The organism is Halomonas sp. A29 (genome assembly GCF_046723295.1).
GTDB lineage: Bacteria > Pseudomonadota > Gammaproteobacteria > Pseudomonadales > Halomonadaceae > Halomonas.
This window is the reverse complement of record NZ_JAXQPR010000002.1, coordinates 97536-122212: the sequence shown is the minus strand read 5'-3', so window position 1 is coordinate 122212 and position 24677 is coordinate 97536. Positions and strand designations below refer to the sequence as shown.

Annotated in this window: 22 protein-coding genes; 13 read left to right on the top strand and 9 right to left on the bottom strand. The window is 63.8% G+C overall.

Translation table 11 applies throughout. The features are described from left to right. Positions 1–109: 109 nt before the first annotated feature. Positions 110–2347: an NADP-dependent isocitrate dehydrogenase gene (locus SPH52_RS04000; RefSeq protein ID WP_411793711.1), complete on the bottom strand. Its 2238-nt coding sequence runs from the start codon at positions 2345–2347 to the stop codon at positions 110–112. Between the two features lie 285 nt (positions 2348–2632). Here SPH52_RS04000 and SPH52_RS03995 point away from each other — a divergent pair, with 285 nt between their 5' ends. Both SPH52_RS03995 and SPH52_RS03990 read left to right on the top strand, forming a co-directional pair. Continuing rightward, complete coding sequence (locus tag SPH52_RS03995; RefSeq protein WP_411793710.1) at positions 2633–3241, top strand: pseudouridine synthase; 609 nt, start codon at positions 2633–2635, stop codon at positions 3239–3241. Beyond that, positions 3238–3690, top strand: coding sequence for an NUDIX domain-containing protein (locus SPH52_RS03990; RefSeq protein WP_411793709.1), 453 nt, complete (start codon positions 3238–3240; stop codon positions 3688–3690). The genes SPH52_RS03995 and SPH52_RS03990 overlap by 4 nt, the downstream gene beginning before the upstream one ends. A 142-nt stretch (positions 3691–3832) precedes the next feature. On the opposite strand, the gene SPH52_RS03985 is transcribed toward SPH52_RS03990, so the two are convergent. The 3 genes from SPH52_RS03985 to SPH52_RS03975 all read right to left on the bottom strand — a co-directional run bounded on the left by SPH52_RS03985 (position 3833) and on the right by SPH52_RS03975 (position 8579). Continuing rightward, complete coding sequence (locus SPH52_RS03985) at positions 3833–6835, bottom strand: efflux RND transporter permease subunit (protein ID WP_411793708.1); 3003 nt, start codon at positions 6833–6835, stop codon at positions 3833–3835. Beyond that, on the bottom strand, positions 6832–7890 hold the full coding sequence (locus tag SPH52_RS03980; RefSeq protein WP_411793707.1) for an efflux RND transporter periplasmic adaptor subunit: 1059 nt from the start codon (positions 7888–7890) through the stop codon (positions 6832–6834). The genes SPH52_RS03985 and SPH52_RS03980 overlap by 4 nt, the downstream gene beginning before the upstream one ends. Positions 7891–7973: 83 nt before the next feature. Next, positions 7974–8579: a TetR/AcrR family transcriptional regulator gene (locus SPH52_RS03975; protein WP_411793706.1), complete on the bottom strand. Its 606-nt coding sequence runs from the start codon at positions 8577–8579 to the stop codon at positions 7974–7976. 137 nt (positions 8580–8716) lie between these two features. Here SPH52_RS03975 and mnmA point away from each other — a divergent pair, with 137 nt between their 5' ends. From mnmA to SPH52_RS03935, 8 genes are all read left to right on the top strand, one after another. Continuing rightward, positions 8717–9829: a tRNA 2-thiouridine(34) synthase MnmA gene (gene mnmA / locus SPH52_RS03970; protein ID WP_411793705.1), complete on the top strand. Its 1113-nt coding sequence runs from the start codon at positions 8717–8719 to the stop codon at positions 9827–9829. Continuing rightward, positions 9826–10464 carry a high frequency lysogenization protein HflD gene (gene hflD, locus SPH52_RS03965; protein WP_411793704.1) on the top strand — a complete coding sequence of 213 codons (639 nt, stop codon included), beginning with the start codon at positions 9826–9828 and terminating at the stop codon, positions 10462–10464. The genes mnmA and hflD overlap by 4 nt, the downstream gene beginning before the upstream one ends. Before the next feature lie 78 nt (positions 10465–10542). Continuing rightward, a complete protein-coding gene (purB, locus tag SPH52_RS03960; protein ID WP_411794097.1) occupies positions 10543–11907 on the top strand; it encodes an adenylosuccinate lyase in 1365 nt (454 codons plus the stop codon). 34 nt (positions 11908–11941) lie between these two features. Beyond that, positions 11942–12505: a cob(I)yrinic acid a,c-diamide adenosyltransferase gene (locus tag SPH52_RS03955; protein ID WP_411793703.1), complete on the top strand. Its 564-nt coding sequence runs from the start codon at positions 11942–11944 to the stop codon at positions 12503–12505. 20 nt (positions 12506–12525) lie between these two features. Further along, positions 12526–13698: a JmjC domain-containing protein gene (locus tag SPH52_RS03950; RefSeq protein ID WP_411793702.1), complete on the top strand. Its 1173-nt coding sequence runs from the start codon at positions 12526–12528 to the stop codon at positions 13696–13698. A 4-nt stretch (positions 13699–13702) separates the two neighbouring features. Further along, positions 13703–14134, top strand: a complete 432-nt coding sequence (locus SPH52_RS03945) for a GNAT family N-acetyltransferase (RefSeq protein ID WP_411793701.1) — start codon at positions 13703–13705, stop codon at positions 14132–14134. A 395-nt stretch (positions 14135–14529) separates the two neighbouring features. After that, positions 14530–16125, top strand: a complete 1596-nt coding sequence (locus SPH52_RS03940) for an isocitrate lyase (RefSeq protein WP_411793700.1) — start codon at positions 14530–14532, stop codon at positions 16123–16125. Between the two features lie 280 nt (positions 16126–16405). Then, a complete protein-coding gene (locus SPH52_RS03935) occupies positions 16406–16873 on the top strand; it encodes a glycine zipper 2TM domain-containing protein (protein ID WP_411793699.1) in 468 nt (155 codons plus the stop codon). Between the two features lie 167 nt (positions 16874–17040). Here the strand turns inward: SPH52_RS03935 and SPH52_RS03930 are convergent, their stop codons facing one another. Next, on the bottom strand, positions 17041–17325 hold the full coding sequence (locus SPH52_RS03930) for a hypothetical protein (RefSeq protein WP_411793698.1): 285 nt from the start codon (positions 17323–17325) through the stop codon (positions 17041–17043). 213 nt (positions 17326–17538) lie between these two features. Here SPH52_RS03930 and SPH52_RS03925 point away from each other — a divergent pair, with 213 nt between their 5' ends. Then, entirely contained in the window at positions 17539–18021 is a 483-nt protein-coding gene (locus SPH52_RS03925; RefSeq protein ID WP_411793697.1) for an FKBP-type peptidyl-prolyl cis-trans isomerase, read from the top strand. A 63-nt stretch (positions 18022–18084) separates the two neighbouring features. Here the strand turns inward: SPH52_RS03925 and SPH52_RS03920 are convergent, their stop codons facing one another. Beyond that, positions 18085–18735, bottom strand: coding sequence for a CDP-alcohol phosphatidyltransferase family protein (locus tag SPH52_RS03920; protein WP_411793696.1), 651 nt, complete (start codon positions 18733–18735; stop codon positions 18085–18087). Beyond that, positions 18728–20965 (bottom strand): FAD-dependent oxidoreductase, encoded by a 2238-nt coding sequence (locus SPH52_RS03915; protein ID WP_411793695.1) that lies wholly within the window; start codon positions 20963–20965, stop codon positions 18728–18730. Before SPH52_RS03915 ends, SPH52_RS03920 begins: the two co-directional genes overlap by 8 nt. 111 nt (positions 20966–21076) lie before the next feature. Between SPH52_RS03915 and msrA the strand changes: the two genes are divergently transcribed. Then, entirely contained in the window at positions 21077–21691 is a 615-nt protein-coding gene (gene msrA, locus SPH52_RS03910; protein ID WP_411793694.1) for a peptide-methionine (S)-S-oxide reductase MsrA, read from the top strand. Here the strand turns inward: msrA and SPH52_RS03905 are convergent. Beyond that, the gene (locus SPH52_RS03905) at positions 21680–22882 is read right to left on the bottom strand and encodes an MFS transporter (RefSeq protein WP_411793693.1); all 1203 of its coding nucleotides are present in this window, start codon (positions 22880–22882) and stop codon (positions 21680–21682) included. The genes msrA and SPH52_RS03905 overlap by 12 nt on opposite strands. Positions 22883–22991: 109 nt before the next feature. On the opposite strand from SPH52_RS03905, the gene SPH52_RS03900 reads away from it, so the two are divergent. Beyond that, entirely contained in the window at positions 22992–23879 is an 888-nt protein-coding gene (locus tag SPH52_RS03900) for a LysR family transcriptional regulator (RefSeq protein WP_411793692.1), read from the top strand. A gap of 37 nt (positions 23880–23916) precedes the next feature. On the opposite strand, the gene SPH52_RS03895 is transcribed toward SPH52_RS03900, so the two are convergent. After that, positions 23917–24453 carry a C40 family peptidase gene (locus SPH52_RS03895; protein ID WP_411794096.1) on the bottom strand — a complete coding sequence of 179 codons (537 nt, stop codon included), beginning with the start codon at positions 24451–24453 and terminating at the stop codon, positions 23917–23919. Positions 24454–24677: the final 224 nt, after the last annotated feature.

The window sequence follows — 24677 nt, the reverse complement described above, 5'->3', positions numbered from 1 at the left end:
GCGGAGTATAGCATCGTCCATCCCAACCGGCCCATATGACCTAAGGACCCCCGTCCGCCGGTGGGCGAACGGGGGTCGATGGGTAGGACCGGAAGGTACTAGCGGGACATCAGCCCTTAGCGACCAGCGCCAGGGCCTCGTTCAAGGTCTTGCTCGGACGCATGACCGCCCGCGCCGCCTCAGGGTCGGCATGATAGTAACCCTTGATGTCCACCGGCTGGCCCTGCACACCATTGAGCTCTTCGAGGATGATCGCCTCGTTGGCCTGCAGAGTTTCGGCCAGGCGACCGAACAGATCCTTGAGATTGGCGTCGTCATCCTGAGCGGCCAGCGCCTGAGCCCAGTACAGGGCCAGATAGAAGTGGCTGCCCCGGTTGTCCAGCTCACCCACCTTGCGCGAGGGTGATTTGTCATTTTCCAGGAACTGACCGGTCGCCTTGTCCAGCGCGTCTGCCAGCAGTGCGGCGCGATCGTTGCCGAAGCGTTTGGCGAGATGCTCCAGGGAGGCGGTCAGGGCCAGGAACTCGCCGAGGCTGTCCCAGCGCAGGTGATTCTCCTCCAGGAGTTGCTGCACGTGCTTGGGCGCTGAGCCGCCGGCGCCGGTCTCGAACATGCCGCCACCGGCCATCAGCGGCACGATGGAGAGCATCTTGGCGCTGGTGCCCAGCTCCATGATCGGGAACAGGTCGGTGAGGTAGTCACGCAGGATGTTGCCGGTCACCGAGATGGTGTCGAGGCCACGGACCACACGCTCCAGGGTGTAACGCATGGCCCGGACCTGGGACATGATCTGGATGTCGAGGCCGGTGGTGTCGTGATCCTGGAGGTAGGTCTTCACCTTCTTGATCAGTTCGTTCTCGTGCGGGCGATAGGGGTCGAGCCAGAACACCGCCGGCATGCCGGAATCGCGACAGCGCTCCACGGCCAGCTTGACCCAGTCGCGGATCGGTTCGTCCTTGACCTGACACATCCGCCAGATATCGCCCTTCTCGACGTTCTGGGACAGCAGCACCTCGCCGGTCTCCAGGTCGGTGATGTTGGCGACGCCGTCCGCCGGCACCTCGAAGGTCTTGTCATGGGAGCCGTACTCCTCCGCCTTCTGCGCCATCAGGCCGACGTTGGGCACGGTGCCCATGGTGGCCGGATCGAAGGCGCCGTGCCATTTGCAGAAGTTGATCATCTCCTGGTAGATGCGCGCGAAGGTGGACTCCGGGATCACCGCCTTGACGTCCTTCATGCGGCCATCGGCACCGTACATCTGGCCGCCGGCGCGGATCATGGCTGGCATGGAGGCGTCGACGATCACGTCGCTGGGCGAGTGGAAATTGGTGATGCCGCGGGCAGAATCCACCATGGCCAGCTCGGGACGCTGGTCGTGACAGGCGTGCAGGTCGCGGATGACCTCCTCACGCTGGGATTCGGGCAGGGTGTCGAGCTTGTCGTAGAGATTCACCATGCCGTTGTTGACGTCGACGCCAAGCTCCTCGAACAGCGCACCGTGCTTCTCGAAGGCGTCCTTGTAGAAGATCTTGACGCAGTGACCGAAGACGATCGGGTGCGAGACCTTCATCATCGTCGCCTTGACGTGCAGGGAGAACATCACGCCGGTCTTGCGCGCGTCCTCGATCTCACGCTCGTAGAATTCGCACAGCGCCTTCTTGCTCATGAACATGCTGTCGATGATCTCGCCTTCGAGCAGCGAGACCTTGGACTTGAGCACCAGCGACTCGCCGCTCTTGGTGATCAGCTCCATCTTCACGTCGCGGGCGCGATCCAGCGTCATCGACTTCTCGCCGTGGTAGAAGTCGCCGCCGTGCATGTGCGATACATGGGTGCGCGAAGCCTGGCTCCACTCGCCCATGTGATGGGGGTACTTGCGGGCATACGCCTTGACCGCCTTGGGTGCGCGGCGGTCGGAGTTACCCTCGCGCAGCACCGGGTTGACGGCACTGCCCTTGACCTTGTCGTAGCGCGCCTTGATCTCTTTCTCTTCGTCGTTCTTGGGCTCGTCCGGATATTCCGGCAGCTTGTAGCCCTGCCCCTGCAGCTCCTTGACCGCTGCCCTGAGCTGCGGCATGGAGGCACTGATGTTGGGCAGCTTGATGATGTTGGCTTCCGGCGTCTTGGCCAGGGCGCCCAGTTCGGCGAGGTGATCCTCGACGCGCTGCTCGGCGGTCAGGTAATCTGGGAAGTGGGAGAGAATGCGAGCCGCCAGGGAGATGTCGCGGGTTTCCACCTCGATACCCGCGGCGTCGGTGTAAGCGTCGATGATCGGCAACAGCGAATGGGTCGCCAGCGCAGGCGCTTCGTCGGTGAACGTATAGATTATCTTCGGCGTTTTTGACATGGTGGCTTTGATCTCTCTGGTCGCTGCGGTGGCATATAACTGGAACGGTTGCGCGCACTCACGATGCCTGAAACGGGGTCCCTGCGTGCTCCACCTACGGTTCTCATCTGGCGGGGGATGCGCTTGGCATCGACCCGGTGGCGGAGTCACGACAGGCCCCGTAACGACGAGGGCGCTCCCGGCGAGCGTGCGCATTATATCAGCCTGCCCACCTCGGCGTATGGTCAATAAGGCTGACGCGTTTCCCCCTCCCATCCCGTCGCGCTTGCCGGTAAGCTTTGCCCCATGAGCGCCATCTATCTCTTGCACAAGCCCTACCGCATGCTCTCCCAGTTCACCGATCGACGCGGCAAGGGGGAAGCGCCGCGTGCGACACTGACGGACATCATCAAGGTGCCGGGCATCTACGCGGCAGGACGACTGGACTATGATTCAGAAGGACTGCTGCTGTTGACCGACGATGGCGCGCTGATCCAGCGTATCAGCGACCCGCGCCACAAGCAGCCCAAGACCTATCGCGTGCAGGTGGAAGGCAGCCCCGACGAGTCGGCACTGGACGCGCTGCGTCAAGGTGTCGCGCTCAGCGACGGCATGACCCGCCCCGCCAAGGTCCGGCGACTGACCCACAGCAACCTGGCGGAACGCACGCCGCCGCTGGACCCGAAGCGGCATCCGCTGACGACCTGGCTGGAGCTGACCATCAGCGAAGGCCGCAACCGCCAGGTCAGACGCATGACGGCCCATGTCGGCTACCCCACTTTGCGCCTGGTGCGCGTTGCCATCGGTCCCTGGCGTCTGGACGGGCTGGCTCCGGGAGAGTGGCGCCGAGAGACCCTGCACGCCCCGCGCAATACGCCAAGGCGCTCGCCGCGCCGCCAAGGAGGTCACCGATGAGCCGCTGGCACCCGCAAGTTACCGTGGCCACCGTCGTAGAGCGCGCCGGCCGCTTCCTGATGGTGGAAGAGTCCCCGCGAGGCAGCCAGATCACCCTGTTCAACCAGCCCGCCGGTCACCTGGAGCCAGGCGAACGGATCCAGGAAGCGGCGCTGCGAGAACTACGTGAGGAAACCGCCTGGCAGGTAGGCATCACCGACTACCTGGGGCTCTACGTCTACCAGACGCCCAGCGGCGAAACCTTCCACAGTCATAGCTTCTTCGGTATGGCCCTCGCCCACTTGGGCAATTCACTCGATCCTGCCATCGTCGCCGTGCACTGGCTGACCCTCGAGGAAGTCGAGGAACTCGAGCGCCAGGGTCGGATGCGCAGCCCGCTGGTACTCAAGCGCATTCGCGACGCCCTGGCCGGCCGCTTTTATCCCATGGATGTCGTCCACGAGCGCTGAGGAAACCCAGTACAAGTCGACGAGCGAGATGAAGCGCAAGGCGCACGGAGCGCAAGAACCGGAGCATATGGGTTATATGTGAGGATTCTGAGCACCGCGCAACGCAGCGATTCGCTTGCGCAGGCACTTGTAATGGGTTTCCTTAACTTCTGATCAGTAGGCGGTACAATGCCGGTATCACCAGCAACGTCAGCAGCGTGGAGGCGATCAGCCCGGATATGATCGCCCAAGCCATCGGCGGCCACAGCGTCGACTGAGTGAGCGTCAGCGGCACCAGTCCGGCCACGGTGGTAGCCGTGGTGAGCAGCACCGGACGTGTGCGCCGGGCCACCGCGGATGCGATTGCCTCGCCCACGGCCGACCCTTGGCGACGATTGGCATTCATCAGGTCGATCAGCACGATGGCGTTGTTGACCACGATGCCGACCAGCGCCACCACGCCGAGAATGGCAGTGAAACCGAATGGCTGCCCGGTCAGCCATAGCCCCGGCACAACGCCGATGATCGATAGCGGCACGGTCGTCAGCACGATGGCCAACTGGCGGAAGGAATTGAACTGCGCCAGCAGGAAGATCACCAGCAGCAGGCCACCAAACGGCAAGGTCTGGAACAGTGCAGTGTTGGCATCGCCGGCCGACTCCGCCGCGCCACCAATGGAGAAGCTGACGCCGGGCGGGAGTTCGAGCGCTTCCAGTCGCGGCAGTATCTCGTCGAGCACGCCACCGTAGGTCCAGCCATCTGCCACCTCGGCCAGCACCGCCGTCATGCGCCGCAGGCCACGATGCTGAATCACTGCCGGACGCCAGACCAGCTCCAGGGAGGCGATCTCGCCGAGCGGCACCGAGCGCCCGTCGGCAGCGGCGAGGCGCAGCCCCTCCAGCCCCTCGACGGAGAAGTGCTCGCCCTCCGGTGCACGCACCAGCAGCGGTGCCGGATCTCGGCCGGCACGCCAGGTACTGACTTCGATTCCCCGACTGGCACCGGCCAGGGCCATGGCCACGTCGCGCCGCGAAAGACCGTACTCGGCGGCACGCGCATCGTCGGTCTCGACCCGCAGCGTAGCCAAGCCTTCCCCCAGCCGATGGCGCGCATCACGCGCGCCCTCGGCCTCGCGCACCACGCTGAGGATGCGGCCAGCGGCATCGGCCAGAGCGACGCGATCCTCGCCGAACACCCGGATCTCCACTGGCGCCTCGACAGGCGGCCCCTGGCCCAGGCGCCGGGCCACCACCTCGGCTTCTGGCAGGCGCTCCGGCGCCACCGCCCGCACCCACGCCATCAGGCTGGCCAGATCATCGGCATCGTCGGCTTCCACCACCAGGCGCGCCAGGTGCGACTGGCGCGGCTGCTCGACCAGGTTGTAGTAGAAGCGCGGGCCACTAAAGCCGACGAAGCGGTGCACCGCCCTCACGGCCGGCCGCTCGGCCAGTGCGACGGCCAGCACCTCGGCCTGATGCGCGGTGTAGTCGAGGTGGGTACCCTCGGGAAAATTGAGGTCGACGATCAACTGGTTGCGATCGGTATCGGGAAAGAAGTCATGGTTGAGCAAAGGCATCATGGCCACGGCGCCGGCCAACAGCAGCCCCGCACCCACCAGTACCCAGGCCGGCCAGCGCACGGCGGCCCGGCCGATCCGCCCACCCCATTCCTGCAACCGCTCCCGCCGCGCGCCCAGGCGCGGCTTGAGAATGCCCGCAGCGAATACCGGGGTGACGAACACGGCATAGAGATAGCTCACCGTCAGGGTCAGCATCACCATGATCGGAATAGCGCGGGTGAAGTCGGCGGTATTGCCGCTGGAGAGCAGCAGGGGAACGAAGGCCGCCAAGGTGGTACCCGTGGCGGCCAACAGCGGGGTGGCAAGTTCGCGTACCGAACGGGTCACGGCCTGTGCTGCCGAGCGCCCCTGGTCGCGATGCCACTGGATGTTCTCGACCATGACGATGGCGTTGTCCACCAGCATGCCAAGCGCGATCACCATTCCGGCCACGGCGATCTGGTGCAGCACCCCGCCCCCCATGGCATAAACGGCAAGAGAGGAGAAGGTCACCAGCGGCACGACCAGCATCACGGCCAGCCCCAGCCGCAGCCCCATGGTCAGGAACAGAAGCACACCGAGGATGGCAATGCCCAACAGCAGCGAGAAGCCGAGTTCCGCCAGGCGCCGCTCGACCCAGCGTGGCTGGTAGAACGTCTCCTCTATCATCAGCGGGGCATAGGCCGGGCGCAACTCGTCCACCAAGGTGCGCAGCCGCTCACCGAAGCTCACGGCGTTGACCCTGTCATTGGAAAGCACCAACCCCAGCGCCACCGCCGGCCGGCCGTCGTGCCACAGCCGCTCGTTGGCGGGCTCCCTGGGCGCCAGATGTATGTCGGCCAGCTCGCCGAGCGGCACCTGGTCGCCGCGAAGGGTGCGTATCGGTGTATTGGCCAGTTCCTCCAAGGAGCCGAACTCGGTGCGAGGATCAAGTACGAGCGAGCGCCCACCGATCGACAAGCTGCCGCCAGGCGAGGTCAGGTTACGTGCCGCGAGCTGGTCACCCAGGAGGCGGGCGTCCAGGCCGGTCAGCTCGGCCAGGGTATCGTCCCAGCCGATCACCACCTGTTCGCCCGGATCGGCGAGCAGGTCGATACGGGCGATCTCCGTGAGCCGGAACAGATCCCGGCGCAGCCGCTTGGCCGCTTCACGCAGCTCGAGCAGGTCGTCGGAGCCGGTCACTGCCAGCACGATGCCATGAGTATCCGAGTCACGATCGCTGATCTCGGCCTCGCCCACCCCATCGGGAAACTGTCGGCTGGCCCGGCTCACGGCGATGCGCACCTGCTCCCAAGCGGCATCGGTATCGTAGACGTGCTCGTGCATCTCGATCGTGACGTGGGCCACGCCGAGGCGCACAGTGCCGATGATGTCGTTGATTTCTTCGACCTGAGCCAGCTCCTCCTCCAGCGGGTTGAGCACCAACCGCTCGACCTGCTCCGGCTCTGCCCCGGGATAGGGCACCAAGACCTGGCCGAAGCGGTAAGGGAAGAAAGGATCCTCCTGGCGATCCATGGCCAGCCAGGCCGCCAAGCCGAGCAGTGCCAGCAGCAGCGTGACGGTCAGGAGCAGGCGCTTGTAACGCAGCGAGGAGAGCAGCCAGCTCATGGCAGAACCCTCACCCTGTCGCCCTCTTCCAGGCGACCCTGCCCTGCCGTTACCACTCGCTCTCCCGGGGCAAGCGCCGCGTCCGATACCGTGACCCAGCCATTGGCCAGGCGGCCGGGCGTCACGGCCATAGGCAGAACCGTATCGTCTTCGGCGAGCATCAGCACATGCGGGGCCTGGCCACCGGAATCGACCACCGCCGCCAGCGGCACCTGCAGCTCCGGCTGTACGGCAAGCGCCAACTGTACCCTGAGCGACTCACCCAAAGCCGGCGCAGGGTCAGTCTCGACGACGATGACCACCGGCGCCATGCCCTCCCCCGCTCGCCCGATATCGGCTACCCGCCCAGCGAAGCGCCGCGCGCCGAGTGCCGCATCCAGCCTTACCTCCTGTCCTACTTCCAGCCGCGCGACGAGACCCGCCGGCACACGAATCTCCACCTCGCGCCCCGAGAGTCCAGCCAATCTCATCACCGGCTGGCCGGCAGCCACGAAGTCGCCCGGTTCGACCAGCAGGTCGGTCACCTCGGCAGCGAAGGGCGCCCGCAGAGTCAGTTCGTCGAGCTGCGCCTGGGCCTCGTCACGCTGGGCCAGGGCCTGTTCACGGCCCTGGGCGATGGCTTCACGCTCCGAGCGTAGGCGATCCAGCTCCTCCTCGGCAGTGAGGTTGCGCTCACGCAGCATGCGTGCCCGCTCCACGTCGCGCCCCAGGCGGCTCAGGCTGGCATCGAGTTCGCGCACCCGGGCCTCGGCGGCTGTAAGCGCCGGCCCCATGGCTGGATTGCGCAGTGTCGCCAGCGGCTCACCCTTCTCGACCCGCTGCCCGCGCGCCACATGACGCTCCTGCAGCACACCACCATGCAGGAAAGCGGGCGCCGCCCGCTCGCTGGCCCGCACCGTGCCGGGAAAACGATATTTCACTTCATCCTCGGACAGGCGCACCGCTTCAGTACGCACGCTGGGCAACGACGGCTCGACGCGCTCAACCTGCGCCGGTGCCGAGTCGCACCCCACCAGCAGCATCACCGACAGAGCCAGCCAAGCCGCAAGTCCCACCCTCACCCTCCTCATTGTTCTTTCCTCCACGAATCGACATCAACGAACTGGCCGACCGGTCAGTTATCAACGTAAAAAAACGCTTATTTTCGGGGCGTTACCCCCTCCATGAATATCTTCAGGAAATCCTCCAGAAACGCTTCGTCGCTGCCAATACCCGGCCAGTGCTGGTGGTGGCACTTGGCCTCGAACCACTGGGTGCAGGTCATCACGAACATGGCGATGACATGGGTGGGATTGATATCGCTACGCAACAGGCCGCGCACCTGGGCCTGGCGAACCCACTCGGCTCCGGCTCCGACGAGCTGGTTGTCGAGTTCACCACAGTGGCTGTCCCCCTCCAGGTGGGTCCAGGCGAACAGCCGCACTACTCCGGGGTTGTCGCGCAGGAAATGGAAATAGGCCTCCACCGAGCTGCGCAGAAGCGCCGCATCCGGCTCGCCGGCTTCCTCGAGCATGGCCATCTGGGCAGTGAAGTAACGCTCGAAGGCACGATTCTTGACCGCCTCCCACAACTGTTCCTTGCTGCCGAAATGGTGGTGGATCAGGCTCTTGGTGACCTCCGCCGAACGCGCCAGCACGCTCAGCTTGACGGCGGAGAAGCCCTGCTCGACGAACAGGTCTTCAGCCGCATCGAGAATACGGGCGCGGGTCAGTTCGGGGTCTCGGGTCTGGATTCTTTGGCTCATGTCGCGACGATACCCTTAACTGGCCGACCGGTCAATTAATCCGTGCTCGTCAGGGAAGCCCCTCACCAGATGAAGCCTCGCGGCAACATGAGGTATAATTCCCGCCCATTTGCGACCCACTCAACCCGAGAGCGCCCATGACCGCCACCTCAGGCAAGGTGATCGTCGGCATGTCCGGCGGCGTCGACTCCTCCGTTTCCGCCCTGCTGCTGCTGGAGCAGGGTTATCAGGTCGAAGGCCTGTTCATGAAGAACTGGGACGAGGACGACGGCACCGAGTACTGCACCGCCAAGGCCGATCTGGCGGATGCCCAGGCCGTGTGCGAGAAGCTCGGCATCAAGCTGCACAGTGCCAATTTTGCCGCCGAATACTGGGATAACGTGTTCGAGCACTTCCTGGCCGAGTACAAGGCCGGACGTACGCCGAATCCCGACATCCTGTGCAACCGCGAGATCAAGTTCAAGGTGTTCCTCGAGTACGCCGAGATGCTCGGCGCCGAGAAGATCGCCACTGGCCACTATGTTCGCCAGGGGGTCCGGACAGGCCGCCCGCGCCTGCTCAAGGGCATTGACGTCAACAAGGACCAGAGCTACTTCCTGCACGCCGTACCGGAAGCCGCCATCGCTCGCACGCTGTTTCCGGTCGGCGAACTGGAGAAGCCTGAGGTACGTGCCGTTGCCGAGCGCCACGGCCTTGCCACGGCCAGGAAGAAGGACTCCACCGGGATCTGCTTCATCGGCGAGCGCCGCTTCCGCGATTTCCTGCAGCAGTACCTGCCGGCCCAGCCGGGCGTGATAGAGACGCCGGAGGGCGAAGTCATCGGCGAACACATGGGGCTGATGTACTACACCCTGGGTCAGCGCCAGGGGCTCGGTATCGGCGGGCTGGCCAACCATCCCGAGGAGCCGTGGTACGTGGCGGACAAGGATCTCGAACGCAACGTGCTGGTCGCCGTGCAGGGCAAGCACCACCCGCTGCTCTACACCGATTCGCTGGCCACCGAGGCGATGGATTGGGTGGCCGGCGAGCCACCCGCAGTCGAGGGGCGCTATACCGCCAAGACCCGCTATCGGCAGGCCGATGTGCCCTGCCGGATGCAGATCCTCGCCGACGGCGGCGTGGAAGTGCACTTCGACGACCCGCAGCGCGCCGTCACCCCGGGCCAGTCGCTGGTACTCTACGACGGCGATATCTGCCTGGGCGGCGGGGTCATCCGCGACATCTGGAATGCCGAGGAGACCGGCGCATGAACACTACCCCCATCCATCGCGTCCCCGACTCCTCCACGGCGCGCCAGGCCCTGGCGTTGGCCGGTGTCTTCCAGGCTGCCAGCCTGGTCGACGAGCTGGCCCGCACCGGCCAGGTCGATAGCCGCCCTTGGGAAACGCTGATACGCGCCACTCTGGACACCGACCCGGAGAGCTTCGAGGCGATCTACGGCGGTCACCCCAACAACTTGCGTCGCGGCCTCGAGGTGCTCGAGGCAGTGGTGGGGCGCAAACAGGCCAACCCGGTGGTGCTGCGCTATGGCTTCTCGCTGCTGCTACTGATGAATAAGCTGCGCACCGACAACGACATGATGGCCTCCCTCGGCCAACACCTGAACCGCATCCAGGGCCAGGCCGAACACTTCGGCGCTACCCACGAGAACGTCATTGCGAGCCTCGGCGAGGCGTACCAGCAGACGCTCTCGACCCTGAAGACACGCATCGTGGTGCAGGGCGACCCTTCCATGCTGCAGAGCCGCATGATGCCTGAGCGGGTGCGCGCCATCCTGCTCGGTGGCATTCGCTTCGCCCTGCTCTGGCACCAGCAGGGAGGCCGACGCTGGAAGCTGGTCTTCCAGCGCGGCGCCCTGAAGAACGCCCTGGACCAGTTGGGCTGAGTCCTGTTGCCCTACACGCCGATTCCTTCACGCCTTTCTCCTACACGTATTGGATAAACGACCATGCAAGCCGCTTCCCTGCCCCTCTCCGCTCTCACCGCCCTTTCTCCTGTCGACGGCCGCTACGGCAACAAGGCAGAGGCCCTGCGCGAGCATTTCAGCGAGTTCGGCCTGATCCGCGCCAGGGTGATCGTAGAGATTCGCTGGCTGCAGCGCCTCGCCGAGCAGGCCGGTATCGTCGAAGTACCGCCGCTCTCCGCCGAAGCTACCGCCTTCCTTGAGGCCATGCTGCGTGATTTCTCGCTGACCGATGCCGAGCGCATCAAGGAGATCGAGCGCACCACCAACCACGACGTCAAGGCGGTGGAATACTTCATCAAGGAGAAGATCGCAGGCCAGCCGGAGCTGCATGCGATCACCGAATTCGTGCACTTTGCCTGCACCAGCGAGGACATCAACAACCTCTCCTACGGCGTCATGTTGACCGACGGTCTCAAGGCCCTGCTGCCGGTGATGCACCAGGTGGCCGATGAAATCGCCAAGCTGGCCCATGAGCATGCTGCCCTGCCGATGCTCTCGCGCACCCACGGGCAGACCGCAACCCCGACGACGCTGGGCAAGGAGATGGCCAACGTCGCCTATCGCCTGCGCCGCCAGTTGGCGCAGATCGAAGGTGTCGAGATCCTCGGCAAGATCAACGGAGCGGTGGGCAACTACAACGCCCACCTCGCCACCTACCCGGAAGTCGACTGGGAGGCCAACGCCCGCACCTTCGTCGAGGGCCTGGGACTGACCTTCAACCCCTACACCACCCAGATCGAACCCCACGATTACATCGCCGAGCTGTTCGACGCCGTGTGCCGCTTCAACACCGTCCTGATCGACTTCGACCGCGACGTCTGGGGCTACATCTCGCTGGGCTACTTCAAGCAGCGTACCGTAGCCGGCGAGATCGGCTCCTCGACCATGCCGCACAAGGTCAACCCCATCGACTTCGAGAACTCCGAAGGCAACCTGGGCCTGGCCAATGCCGTACTCGGCCACCTGGCACAGAAGCTGCCGATCTCGCGCTGGCAGCGCGACCTCACCGACTCCACGGTGCTGCGCAACCTCGGCGTCGGCCTGGCCTACGGCCTGATCGCCTACCAGGCGGCACTCAAGGGCATCTCCAAGCTCGAGGCCAACCCGGCACGCCTGGCCGAGGACCTCGACGCCAGTTGGGAAGTGCTCGCCGAGCCGATCCAGACGGTCATGCGCCGCTACGGCATCGAGAAGCCCTACGAGAAGCTCAAGGAGCTGACCCGCGGCAAGCGCATCGATCAGGCCGGTTTTGCCGCCTTCATCGATTCGCTGGAGCTGCCGGCCGAAGTGAAGGGCGAGCTCAAGGCGCTGACGCCGGCCACCTATATCGGCAATGCCGAGGCCCAGGCCCGCCGGCTCTGAGTGCAGCCGGCGCCAACCGTCGCAGGAGAAACCCATGGTCAAGCTCACCAAGATCTACACCCGCACCGGCGATAAAGGCGATACCGGCCTGGGAGACGGCAGTCGGGTGGCCAAGCACGACCTGCGTGTGGAAGCCTTCGGTACGGTGGACGAGGCCAATGCCACCCTCGGCCTCGCCCAGTTGCACGCCGAGGATGAACTGCATGAGCTCCTGGCCAGGATGCAGAACGACCTGTTCGACGTGGGCGCCGACCTGTGTACGCCGGAACAGGAATCACCCGAGTACCCACCACTGCGGGTCACGGCGGCCCAGGTCGAGTATCTGGAGCAGCGGATCGATGCGTACAACGCCGAGCTCGCTACGCTGCGTTCCTTCATTCTGCCGGGGGGCACGCCGCTGGCTGCGCACTTGCACCTTGCACGCACCGTGGCCCGGCGCGCCGAGCGCCTGGTCACGGCGCTGATGGCCGATCAGCCGATCAATCCCGAGGTGCTGCGCTACCTCAACCGCCTCTCGGATCTGCTGTTCGTCCTCGCACGCCACGCCAATGGCAACGGCGAGAATGACGTACTGTGGATACCCGGCGCCAATCGATAAGCTTCCATCAGGAGAGCACCATGGCAAGCGATACGCCCCTGACCCTGCTTGGCGGGCTCACGCCTGCCGAGTTCTTGCGCGACTACTGGCAACGCCAGCCCTTGTTGATCCGTGGCGCCTTTCCCGATTTCGAGAACCCGCTCGACCCCGACGAGCTGGCCGGGCTCGCCTGTGAAGAAGGCGTCGAGGCACGACTGGTGGAAGAGGATGGCCCCGATGGCCCGTGGCAGGTGAGCCACGGCCCCTTCGACGAAGCCGTGTTCGGCGAGCTTCCCGAGCGAAACTGGACCCTGCTGGTGCAGGCCGTCGACCACTACGTACCCGAAGTGGCCGCGCTACTCGACCATTTCGATTTCCTGCCGCGCTGGCGACTCGACGACATCATGATCAGCTATGCCCCACCGGGTGGCAGCGTCGGGCCGCATGTCGACCAGTATGACGTTTTCCTGCTCCAGGGCAGCGGCCGACGTCATTGGCAGCTCGGCGGGAAGGTGGCCGACGACGCGCCCATTCTGTCCGGGATCGATCTGCGCATCCTCGAGCGCTTCGAAGTCGAGCCGGGTGACGACTGGGTACTGGAGCCCGGCGACATGCTCTACCTGCCGCCGGGCTGGGCACACCACGGCGTCAGCCAGACTGATGACTGCATGACCTATTCGGTGGGATTCCGCGCCCCTTCAGCCGACGAGGCGATCACCTCCTATGCCGACTACCTCGGCGAGCAACTCCCCTCCTCGCTGCGCTATGGCGATGCCGGTATGGCACCACCCGCCGACCCGGCGGAGCTCGACGATGCCGCGCTCGAACGTATGCGTCGGATCATTCTCGCCACCCTCGACGACCCGGCCCAGCTCGCCCAGTGGTTCGGCCGCGTGATGACTCAGCCCAAGTACGTCGACCAGTTGGTGCCCAGTGAGGCCCCTACCGATGTCGATGAGCTTGTCACCCTACTACAGGAGGGCGAGGAGCTGACGCGCAGCCCGGGATCGCGCTTCGCTTGGCGCGCCCTGAGCGAGAGTCGTGCCACCCTGTTCGCCGACGGCGATGGCATAGAGTGTTCTCGACTCCTGGCCCGCGCCATGGCCTCCAATACGCCGCTCGACGCCGAACTACTGGAGTTCGACGGTGCCGCCGAACTGCTCGCCACTCTGCTCGATGCCGGCAGCCTCATCTGGTACGAAGAAGAGGAGTGACGCCATGGAGGAGAACATCGTGATCCGTGAAGGAAGCTGGGCCGAACTCGGCGAAACCGCCAGCGAGATTCGCCGTGTGGTGTTCATCGAGGAGCAGCAGGTACCGCTGGAGGAGGAGTGGGATGGGCGCGACAGTGAATGTCGCCATTTTCTCGCCGTGCGTGGTGAAATGGCGCTCGGCACCGCCCGGCTACTCCCCGATGGCCATATCGGCCGCGTTGCCGTGCTGCGCGAAGCGCGTGGCCTGGGCATTGGCGTGGCGCTGATGCAAGCTGCCATAGCATCGGCGCGACGCCTGGGTCATGCCCAGGTCGAGCTGGCCGCCCAGACGCATGCCCTCGCTTTTTATGAAAATCTTGGCTTCACGGCGTTCGGCGAGGTTTTCATGGATGCCGGCATTCCGCATCGCAACATGCGGCTTTCGTTGCATGGCTGACACCGCCAGGGTCGGCTGACCCTATCGAAATACGACTACAGGAATGGCCTCCTCTTGCCGCTCTTGTAGTCGAGCTACAACCCTCCCTGCCCCCAAGTGATGATTGTCCAGGCCAGAAAACATGGGGCATAGTGATGTCATGGCAACGTTAAAACATTTGTTCGATAACGGCCTGAAAACCATTCGATCAAAAATGCTTTAGCGTCCGCTCAGGTTCGACCAAGGCAGTAGAGACATATTCCCCCTTGTGGTTGAACCTGATATTACTTCGCAGTTGCAGCATACATCCGGAAGTGCGCGGAAGAGTGCAGCAAGCAAGCGACCGACGAGGCAACGAGCGCCGCCGCATGGCAATCGAGGCCGACGACATCACCTCAGATCGGAAGGATGGCACCATGTCATACAAAGACGACATCAAGGCACTGGCTCAACTGCGCGAGGCCCAACAGGGCAAGTGGGCGAGCATCAGCCCCGAGAATGCCGCCCGCATGCGCGCCCAGAACCGTTTCAAGACCGGTCTGGACATCGCTCGCTACACCGCCAAGATCATGCGCGAAGACATGGCCGCCTACGATGCCGACACTGCTCAGTACACGCAGTCCCTGGGTTGCTGGCACGGTTTCATCGGCCAGCAGAAGCTGATTTCCATCAAGAAGCACTTCGGTAGCACCAAGCGTCGCTACCTCTACCTCTCCGGCTGGATGGTCGCCGCCCTGCGCTCCGAGTTCGGCCCCCTGCCCGACCAGTCCATGCACGAGAAGACCACCGTGGCGGGCCTGATCGAAGAGCTCTACACCTTCCTGCGCCAAGCCGACGCCTGGGAACTGAACCACCTGTTCCGCGATCTGGAAGCAGCCCAGAAAGCCGGCGACAAGGCCAAGGCCGATGAACTGATCGCCAAGATCGACAACCACGAAACCCATGTGGTGCCGATCATCGCCGACATCGACGCCGGTTTCGGCAACGCCGAGGCCACCTACCTGCTGGCCAAGAAAATGATCGAGGCAGGCGCCTGCTGCATCCAGCTCGAGAACCAGGTTTCCGACGAGAAGCAGTGCGGCCATCAGGATGGCAAGGTCACCGTGCCCCATGAGGACTTCCTCGCCAAGATCAATGCCGTGCGCTATGCCTTCCTGGAGCTTGGCGTGGATGACGGCGTGATCGTCGCTCGCACCGACTCTCTCGGCGCCGGCCTGACCCAGAAGATCGCCGTAACCAAGGAGCCGGGAGACCTGGGCGACCAGTACAACAGCTTCCTCGACGGCGAGGAGATCAGCTCCGCTTCCGATATCGACAACGGCGACGTGGTCATCAAGCAGAACGGCAAGCTGGTCAAGGTCAAGCGCCTGGCCTCCGGCCTCTATCAATTCAAGCCGGGCACCGGCGAGGACCGTGTGGTGCTGGACTGCATCACCAGCCTGCAGAACGGTGCCGACCTGCTGTGGATCGAGACCGAGAAGCCCCATGTCGGCCAGATCGCCAGCATGGTCAACCGTATCCGTGAAGTGGTGCCGGACGCCAAGCTGGTCTACAACAACTCGCCCTCCTTCAACTGGACCCTGAATTTCCGCCAGCAGGTGTTCGACGCCTGGGAGAAGGAAGGCAAGGACGTTTCCGCCTACGACCGCGCCAGCCTGATGAGCGCCGAGTACGACAACACCGAGCTTGGCAAGCTGGCCGACGAGTGGACCCGCAACTTCCAGCGCGACGCCGCGCGTGAAGCGGGTATCTTCCACCATCTGATCACGCTGCCGACCTACCATACCGCCGCCCTGTCCACCGACAACCTGGCCAAGGGCTACTTCGGTGACGAAGGCATGCTGGCCTACGTGGCGGGCGTGCAGCGCCGCGAGATCCGTGAAGGCATCGCCACCGTCAAGCACCAGGACATGGCCGGCTCCAACATCGGCGACGACCACAAGGAGTTCTTCCACGGCGAAGCGGCACTCAAGGCCGGCGGCAAGGACAACACCATGAACCAGTTCGGCTGAGCATGGCGTAGCGGTAGAACGACTGGAACCCTTGGGAGGCCTTGCGCCTCCCTTTTTTCGTTTGTTCTCAGCCGGCGCAGGGTCTCGATAATGGCAAGTATCAGCTTGCTCAGCCATTTCCACATTTTTTACCGGCTTTTCCCCCATTCGGAAGGGCACTACAGAACCATTCCACTGGTCAAATGAGCCATGAGTGGTTAAGCTGATTAGCAAACAGTGTTTCCCTAAACATGGCAACGGCGATCCACACCCCGGTCGGCTTTGCCTCCAGGAGGTATACATGAAGCGTCTTCTTCCCGCACTGGCCATTGGCATGCTGACACTGGCCGGTTGCGCCAATACCTCGACCATGGGCGGCGATGTCTACCGCGGTAGCCAGGCAGGAACCGCTCAGACCGTCACCTTCGGCACCATTACCGCGCTGCGCCAGGTGCAGATCCAGGCCGACAGCCGCATGGGCGGTATCATCGGTACCGGTGGTGGCGCCGTGGTCGGTGGCCTGCTCGGCCGTCAGGTGGGCGGCGGCTCCGGCCGGCAGCTGGCAACGGCCGCAGGCGTCATCGGTGGTGCCGTGGCTGGTAGCGCCGTCGAAGACTCAGCCAACCGCGTGCGTGCCTGGGAAATGGAGATTCGCCGCGACGACGGCCAGAACGTCGTCATCGTCCAGAAGGCCGATCGCCCCTATCAGGTTGGTCAGCGCGTGCGCATGATCGGCAGCGGTGCCAACGTCAGCGTGGCGCCGTACTGAGCCAGCCTGTCTCGATGACCGTTGACTATCGAATCGCAATGCCCTGAAACAGACAAAGGCCCGTGGCACATGCCACGGGCCTTTGGTTCCACTGGGTGTTTCTCTAGCCGTTTTTATTGAGTACCGCCAGATATCAGGCGGCACGCATCACATCGATGCATACCACATCAATGGAAGTTGGCCTTGTCCATGGCCCAGCCGGCCACCTTCTTGACGAACAGGGCCAGAATGGCGATGACGATCGCGGTCAGCAGCATGTCGATGGGGCGCACCAGCGTCGTGGCACCCAGCACGGCGAGTGCGATGCTCCAGACCCAGCGGTTGTCGTCATCGCTCTTGATGACCCGGGGTACCACCTTGTTCAAACCGGCACTCACGGTGCTTTCCCACATCTTGAGGCTGAAAAAAAGAATGAGGGCAAAGGCGATCAGCCAGATCACGATTTCGGTCATGGATTCGCTCCAGGCAAAAGGTTGGCTCAGATTGGACAAGAAAAGGGTCACGCTAGGGTAGCCGCGAGGCATCGGGGGCGCAACCACCCCAATAGGCGTGAACGGAACTCAGGACGCGCCTCGATAAGCTGAAAAAAGCGCATCCCCCCTGACAGCTCCAGCCTCGCGAGTTACCATGGTTTGTACATGCACTCACCGAAAGGTTCATCATCAATGCAGATTGCGCAAAACTCCGTTGTCGCGTTCCACTACACCCTGACCAACGATGCAGGTGAAGTGCTGGACAGCTCGGAAGGTCGCCAGCCGCTGACCTATCTTCACGGCGCCGGCAACATCATTCCCGGGCTGGAGAAACAGCTTGAAGGCCGCGAAGCCGGCGAAAAGCTCAACGTGACCGTTTCCCCGGAAGAGGGCTACGGCGAGGTGCAGCCTCAACTCGTCCAGGAAGTGCCGCGCGATGCCTTCCAGGGCGTCGAGGCCGTCGAGCCGGGCATGCAGTTCCAGGCCCAGACCCAGGGCGGCCCGCTGATGGTCACCGTGACCAAGGTAGAAGGCGATACAGTGACGGTCGACGGCAACCACCCGCTGGCCGGCCAGAAGCTCAACTTCGATGTCGAGATCTCCAACGTTCGCGAAGCCAGCCAGGAAGAGATCGAGCACGGCCATGTGCATGGCGAAGGCGGCCATCAGCACTGAACGCGATGACATCCGCTAACACGAAGGGGCAGCCGTATGGCTGCCCCTTTTCTGATCCTCTCTTCAACGCGATTCAGTACGTCGCCCGCCCCGCGTATCTTGCAGACCTCGAAGCGTTCGATAGCCTCCCCATATCCGTGTCACGGTGGTGATCAGGCATGCCACGGCAAAGAGCGTGGCCAGCAGGGCGAAGTGTTTCGGCAGCAGGCAGAAGAGTACGAAGGCCAGGATGGTCTCCGTACCCTCGGTCAAGCCATGCAGGTAGTAGAAGGCCTTCTGCTGGAACCTCGGCCGTTCGAGCCCGTGTCGGGCCGCCATGATGGCGAAGGCCAGGAACGAGGTGCCGGTGCCGATGAAGGCGAATAGTAGAAGAGCCGCCGCCAGCGCGTTAGCAGCCGGGTCGGCCAGGGCAAAGCCCAGCACCACGGCGGCGTAGAAGACGAAGTCGAGGCCGATGTCGAGAAAGCCGCCTGCATCGCTCGCTCTGCCCGACAGCCGGGCCAGGGCGCCATCCACGCCATCGCCCAGTCGATTGAGCAGGATCACTACCAGGGCTGCGACGTACCACTCCATGGCCAACAGCGGCAGGCTGAGCATGCCGATCAGAAAGGCCATCAGGGTGACCTGGTCGGGCCGGACCTTCCAGGCCATGAACCGTCTTGCGATGAACGCCAGTGGCGCCTGCGTCAGTGGCATGGTCCAGCGATCAAGCATCCTTCCTCCTCGTCCCTCGCCCCATCTTACACTGCGTCTCGCTCGTCGCTGTCCCTGACGCTCCTCGGCGCCAGGCAAAATAGCGCGCCAACCAGCCCAGCAGGCGTTCGGGCTTGTGCGCATTCTTCCACACCCCAGCGGTGGCCTTTGCCGCCTCCGACCAGGTGGGATAGGGGTGCACCGTACCCAGCAGTTTGTTCAGGCCGATGCCGTGGGTCATCGCCAGGGTAAACTCAGCCAGCAGCTCACCGGCGCCCTGCCCCACTACACTCGCTCCGAGGATCCGATCCTTCCCCGGCACCGTCAGCACCTTGACGAAGCCTTCCGTCTGCCCCTCGGCAATGGCCCGGTCCAGTTCGGCAAGCTCATAGCGCGTCACCTCGAAGTCGATGCCACGCTGGCGTGCCTCCCGCTCGCTAAGCCCTACCCTTGCCACCTCCGGCTCGGTGTAGGTCACGGCAGGCAGTGCCCGGTAGCTGACCCGGAAGCGCTTGAACTCACCGAACAGTGCGTTGACCGTGGCATGCCAGGCCTGGTGGGCACTGGCATGAGTCAGTTGGAAGGGGCCGGTCACGTCGCCGCAAGCCCACACATTGGGCAATACGCTCTGCAGGCTCTCATCCACCGACAGGGTACCGTCCGGGCGCGTCTCCACACCCAGCGCCTCGAGCCCCATGCCGGACACGTTGGCCTGGCGTCCCACCGCCACCAGCAGGCGGTCGAAGGGCAGCCGGTGCGTCTCGACCTCGCCCGATATCAGGCGGCGCTCGACTTCCAGCGCATGGCCTGGGTCGGACGCCTCTCCCGGCACGATGCGCACGGCACGGGTATCGAGCCACAGCGCCACGCCCTCCCTCTCGAGGCGCTGGCGCAGCACGTCGGCAGCGTCGACATCCTCCCGCGGCAATAGCTGCGGGCCCATCTCGACCAGGCAAACGCGGCTGCCCAGGCGAGCGAAGCTTTGACCCAGCTCGCAGCCGATGGGACCGCCGCCAAGCACCACCAGCCGCTTGGGAAGGGTCGTGAGCTGCCACAGGTCATCCGAGGTCAGCGGCTCTATGGCCTCCAATCCAGGCAGCGGCGGCACCTTCGGCCTCGCTCCGCTGGCGATGATCACATGCCGCGTGGTGAGTTCGCGCTCGCCTGAGCCACCCGTCACGCGAACCCGCCACGGATCCTGGAGGCAAGCCTCGCCGGCAAGCACCTCGACACCCAGGCCCTCGTAGCGCTCTCGGCTGTCGTGGGGCTCCACTTCGCTAACGGCGCGCTGCACGTGGGCCATGACCTCGCCGAAATCGACATGCGGCTCGCCGGCATGAATGCCGTAGCGGCCGGCGCCACGAACCTCCTCCGCCACCCGTGCGGCGCGAATCAATGCCTTTGACGGCACGCAGCCGGTATTGAGGCAGTCGCCACCCAGCTTATCACGCTCGACAAGCGCCACTTTCGCCTTTACCGCTGCGGCGATATAACTTGCCACCAGGCCCGCAGAACCACCGCCGATCACCACGATGTCGTAGTCGAAGCGAATCGGGCGGTGGAAACGCCGCGCTAGGCGCCGACGCTTGGCGATGGCCACCAGGCCACGTGCCAGCCAGGGAAACAAGCCGATCAGCACGAACGAACCGATCAGCCCCGGCGAGAGAATACCGGACAGCGACTGCAGGTTACCCAGCTCGCGTCCGGCATTCACGAACACCGCCGTGCCCGGCAGCATGCCCAACTGGCTGACCCAGTAGAAGGTCCAAAGACGCATGCGGGTCAGTCCCATCACCAGGTTGATGACGAAGAACGGAAACAGTGGGATCAAGCGCAGGGTGAAGAGATAGAAGGCGCCTTCGCGGCGGATTCCAGCATTGATACGCTCGAGCTGTACGGCAAAGCGCTTCTCCAGCGGTGCCCGCGCCAGGGTCCGAGCGATCAGCGCGGCCAGGGTTGCCCCCAGGCTGCTGGCAAAGGAGATGATCAAGAGTCCCCAACCAAGCCCGAACAGGGCGCCGCCGAGCACCGTAAGCAAGGTCGCTCCAGGCAGCGACATGGCCGCCATGAGTACGTAGATGGCGAAGAAGCCACCCACGACCGTAACCGGATCGTCGGCCAGCCAGGACTGGAAGCGTGCCTGCTCTGCCTGGAGGTTGGTCAGCGTCAGCACCTCACCGGCACCGCTGAGGAAATACGCCGCAACGATGACGGCAAGCACTAGAAGCAGGATCAAGCGGCGACGGGACAAGGGCGACTCCCAAGTTGAAGACACATACTTAATAGAGGCTATACGGAACCTGTGTCGCCTGACAGCTTCCAACCTTACAGTCTGCAACTCAATGAAACGAGGTAACTCGTCATGCTCAAGTTACGAGGCGTCTTGTTGTGCGGCCCGGTACTGCTCGTACTGCCCTTCGGCACGACCATGGCGAGCGAGGAAACCGCCAGTGCCATCTTCGGCGGCGGCTGTTTCTGGTGCGTGGAGGAAGCCTTCGACAAGGTGGAAGGTGTCGTCTCGACCACCTCCGGCTTCAGCGGCGGTCACGTCGAAAACCCCAGCTACCAACAAGTGGTAGATGGCAATACTGGCCACGCCGAAGTGGTCAAGGTGGAGTACGACCCCGATACGGTCGACTACGCCACGCTATTGCATGTCTTCTGGCGCAACATCGACCCCTTCGCCATCGACCGGCAGTTCTGCGATGCCGGTGAGGCCTACCGCAGCGTGATCTACTACGGAAATGACGAAGAGCAGGCGCTGGCCGAGGCGACCCGCGACGAACTCGTCGAGCGCTTCGACCGTGAAATCGCCACCGAGATCAGCCCTTTCGAGGCCTTCTATCCCGCCGAGGAGTATCACCAGGATTACTATCGCAAGAATCCGGTGCGCTACAACTACTACAAGTCGGCCTGCGGCCGCGAGCGGCGTCTCGAAGCGGTATGGGGCGACGAAGCGGGCGGTCTAGGAGGCTAAGGACATCCGCTCGTGGCTTCGCTCTCCATGCCATAGCCACAATGCAATGCCGAGAGTCACGCCGAGCAACAGCCAGGAGCCGATGGCGATGCCGAACCAGCCACCCCGCTGCCAGAACGGCTCCAGCCACAGGCTGCCGAGGCTCGCCCCCAGGTAGTAGAAGACTAGATAGAGCGCCGAGGCGCTGCCCCTCGCCCGCTGCGCCTGGCGGCTGACCCAGCTCGAGGCCATGGAGTGGGCCAGAAAGAATCCCACCGAATTGACGGCCAGCCCGGCAATGATCCAGGCCAGGGAATTGGACAGGGTAATCAAGGTACCTGTCATCAAGATGAGCACGCCCAGCGTCATGCAGGCTGGCTGACTCAAGTGTCCCGTCAGTCGACCGGAGAGTGTTGAGCTCAGGGTGCCGCCCAGGTAGGTGAGAAAGATCATTCCCAACCAGCGGGCGCTCAAGCCGAATGGCTCCTCGGCCAGACGGAAGGTGATGTAACTGTACTGGTTGATGAAGATGAGGAAGTTGATGCCGCCCAGCAGGTAGGCAGCCAGCAGCAGTGGATGGCGCAGGTGGCTACCGAGGTCAGCCAAGGCTCCACGCAGCTCGAAACGCCTCGGTTTGAACTGACGGGGTGCCGGCAGCAGCTTCCAGAACAGCGCCACGCCGACCAGGGTGATCAAGCCCACCGTCAGGAAACCGGCGTTGGCACCGCCGACCTCACCAACACCTCCACCTATCAGCCGCCCGCCGATGCCGCCCAGGGTATTGGCGCCAATATAGAGCCCTACTGCCGCCATCAGCGCCGGTCGCTCGAACTCGTCGCCCATCCAGGCGATGGCCACTGCCGGCAGCCCACCCAGTACGAAGCCCTGTACCAGGCGCAGCGCCAGCAAGGTTTCGAAGTTGGGTGCAAAGGCCAGTCCAAGCGAGCACAGCCCGGCCAGCAGCAGCGTCACGCGCATGATGCCACCGCGCCCGATGGCATCGGACAGCGGGCCGAACACCAGCAGGGCCCCCGCCAGGGCAAGCGTCGCCACCGACATGACCAGGCTGACGGCCAGGGTCGATACACCATGGATCTGACGCAACTCCGGCAGCAGCGGCTGCGGTGCATAGAGATTGACGAAAACCAGGATGGAACCGAGGCAGAGCGCCAGGGTGGCACGCCACCACGCGCCGGAACGTGCAGTAATCATGCAAGGTACCTGCTATCAAGACTTGCCTTGCATGATCGAGCTTGCAGAATGATAAGACAAACAGAATAAAATGATCATCACTATCTGTTTAACTTATCATGGAGCCGCTATGGCCCTTCCTTTCGACCTCCGCGCCCTGCGGGTTTTCGTCATGGTGGCTGACCGGGCCGGCTTCAGCGCCGCGGCCCGCGAGCTTCATGTTGCTCAATCCGCCGTCAGCCAGACCATCGCCAACCTCGAGCGACAGCTGGAATTGACCCTTATCCACCGCCACGAGCGACGCATTGCCCTGACACCAGAGGGCGAAGCCCTCTACGTTCACGCCAAGGAGCTGCTGGAGCGAGCCGAGATAGCCCACCTGGCCATGCAAGAGCTTCACGGATTGGTCAAGGGAGAGGTGCGCATCGGCATCCCCTCGATGCTCGGATCGTACTACTTTCCGCCGCTGTTGATGGGCTTCAAGGCTCGCCACCCCGGCATCAGACTCACCGTGGTGGAGGCCGGGGCACGCAGGTTGCAGAACATGATCGCCGCTGGCGAACTGGATCTGGGCGTGGTGATCGACGACGAGCAGAGTCGTGACATGGAACGGCGCCACTTGACCAGGGAAGAGATGGTGGTATGCGTGCCGCGCTCGCACCCCTTTGCACAGCGTAGCTGCGTGAGCCCCGCGGAGTTCTTCCAGGAGCCGCTGGTACTGTTCCAGGATGGCTACTTCCACCGCGAGTTCGTCGACGCCCTATCACGGCAGACCGGGCTTGCCGCCAATATTGCGTTCCAGTCGAACCTGATACCTCTGACCAAGGCCATCGTGCGCCAAGGCTTCGGCATTACCACTTTCCTGCGCCGAGTGGTGGACGAGCCGGGGCTGGCGGCGGTCTCCTTCGACAACCCCACCTGGCTGGATCTGTCGCTGGCCTGGGCTCACGACGCCTACCTGTCGCGGGCGGAGAGCGCCTTTGTCGAGTTCGTGCTCTCCCACCGGGAAGCCTTGTAGGCTACCCCGCGTGAGGGCTTATCTCGTAAATCTGGCTTCAGCCTTCGCCGGCTTCGGTAACTCGCTGCGCCAAAGTGGTCGGTTCCAGGGTGCGGCGCGCCTGCCAGTAGTAGCGCTGCCAGTAGTTGCTGTCGAGCTCGGAAAGCATCACTCCCTGAGAGGTCGATGCATGCAGGAAGTAACCGTCGCCGACATAGATGCCCACATGGTCATAGCGGCCCGGTGGGCGGAAGAAGACCAGGTCGCCGACCTGGAGTTCAGCCCGGGAGATCTGCGTGCCCTCCCGCACCTGCTCGCCGGTTGAGCGGGGAAGCTGCAAGCGGAAGGTTTCGTTGAAGATGGCCTGTACCAGAGCCGAACAGTCGATTCCGTTGCGGCCGGTGCCACCAATCCGATAAGGCGTGCCCGCCCAACGTTCATGCTGCGCCAGCAGAGCCGCACGGACCAGTTCGGGGGGTGGGTTATGCAGGCTGTTCACCCGGAGGATGGGATTGTCCACCGGCGACATCATTGGATTGAACGAAGACGACATGCCAGGCAGCTGCCGCGCAAAGTAGTCGTCCGGTGCTTCCAACGACGATTTCGACGGTCCGGCACACCCGGACAGCAACGCCAGCGACACACCGAGCACAGCGATACGACTCGATCCCGTGGCTAACATCTTGCGTGGTCCTCTTTCCCTGGGCCGCACGCGTTCCCGGGTCGAGCATAAGCCCTACCTGACAAACCCGAGAGGATCGCTGTGGTAGTGGTGCCTGGCATCAATTGCCCGTACCACTGCCAGAGCGGCCTTGCGCC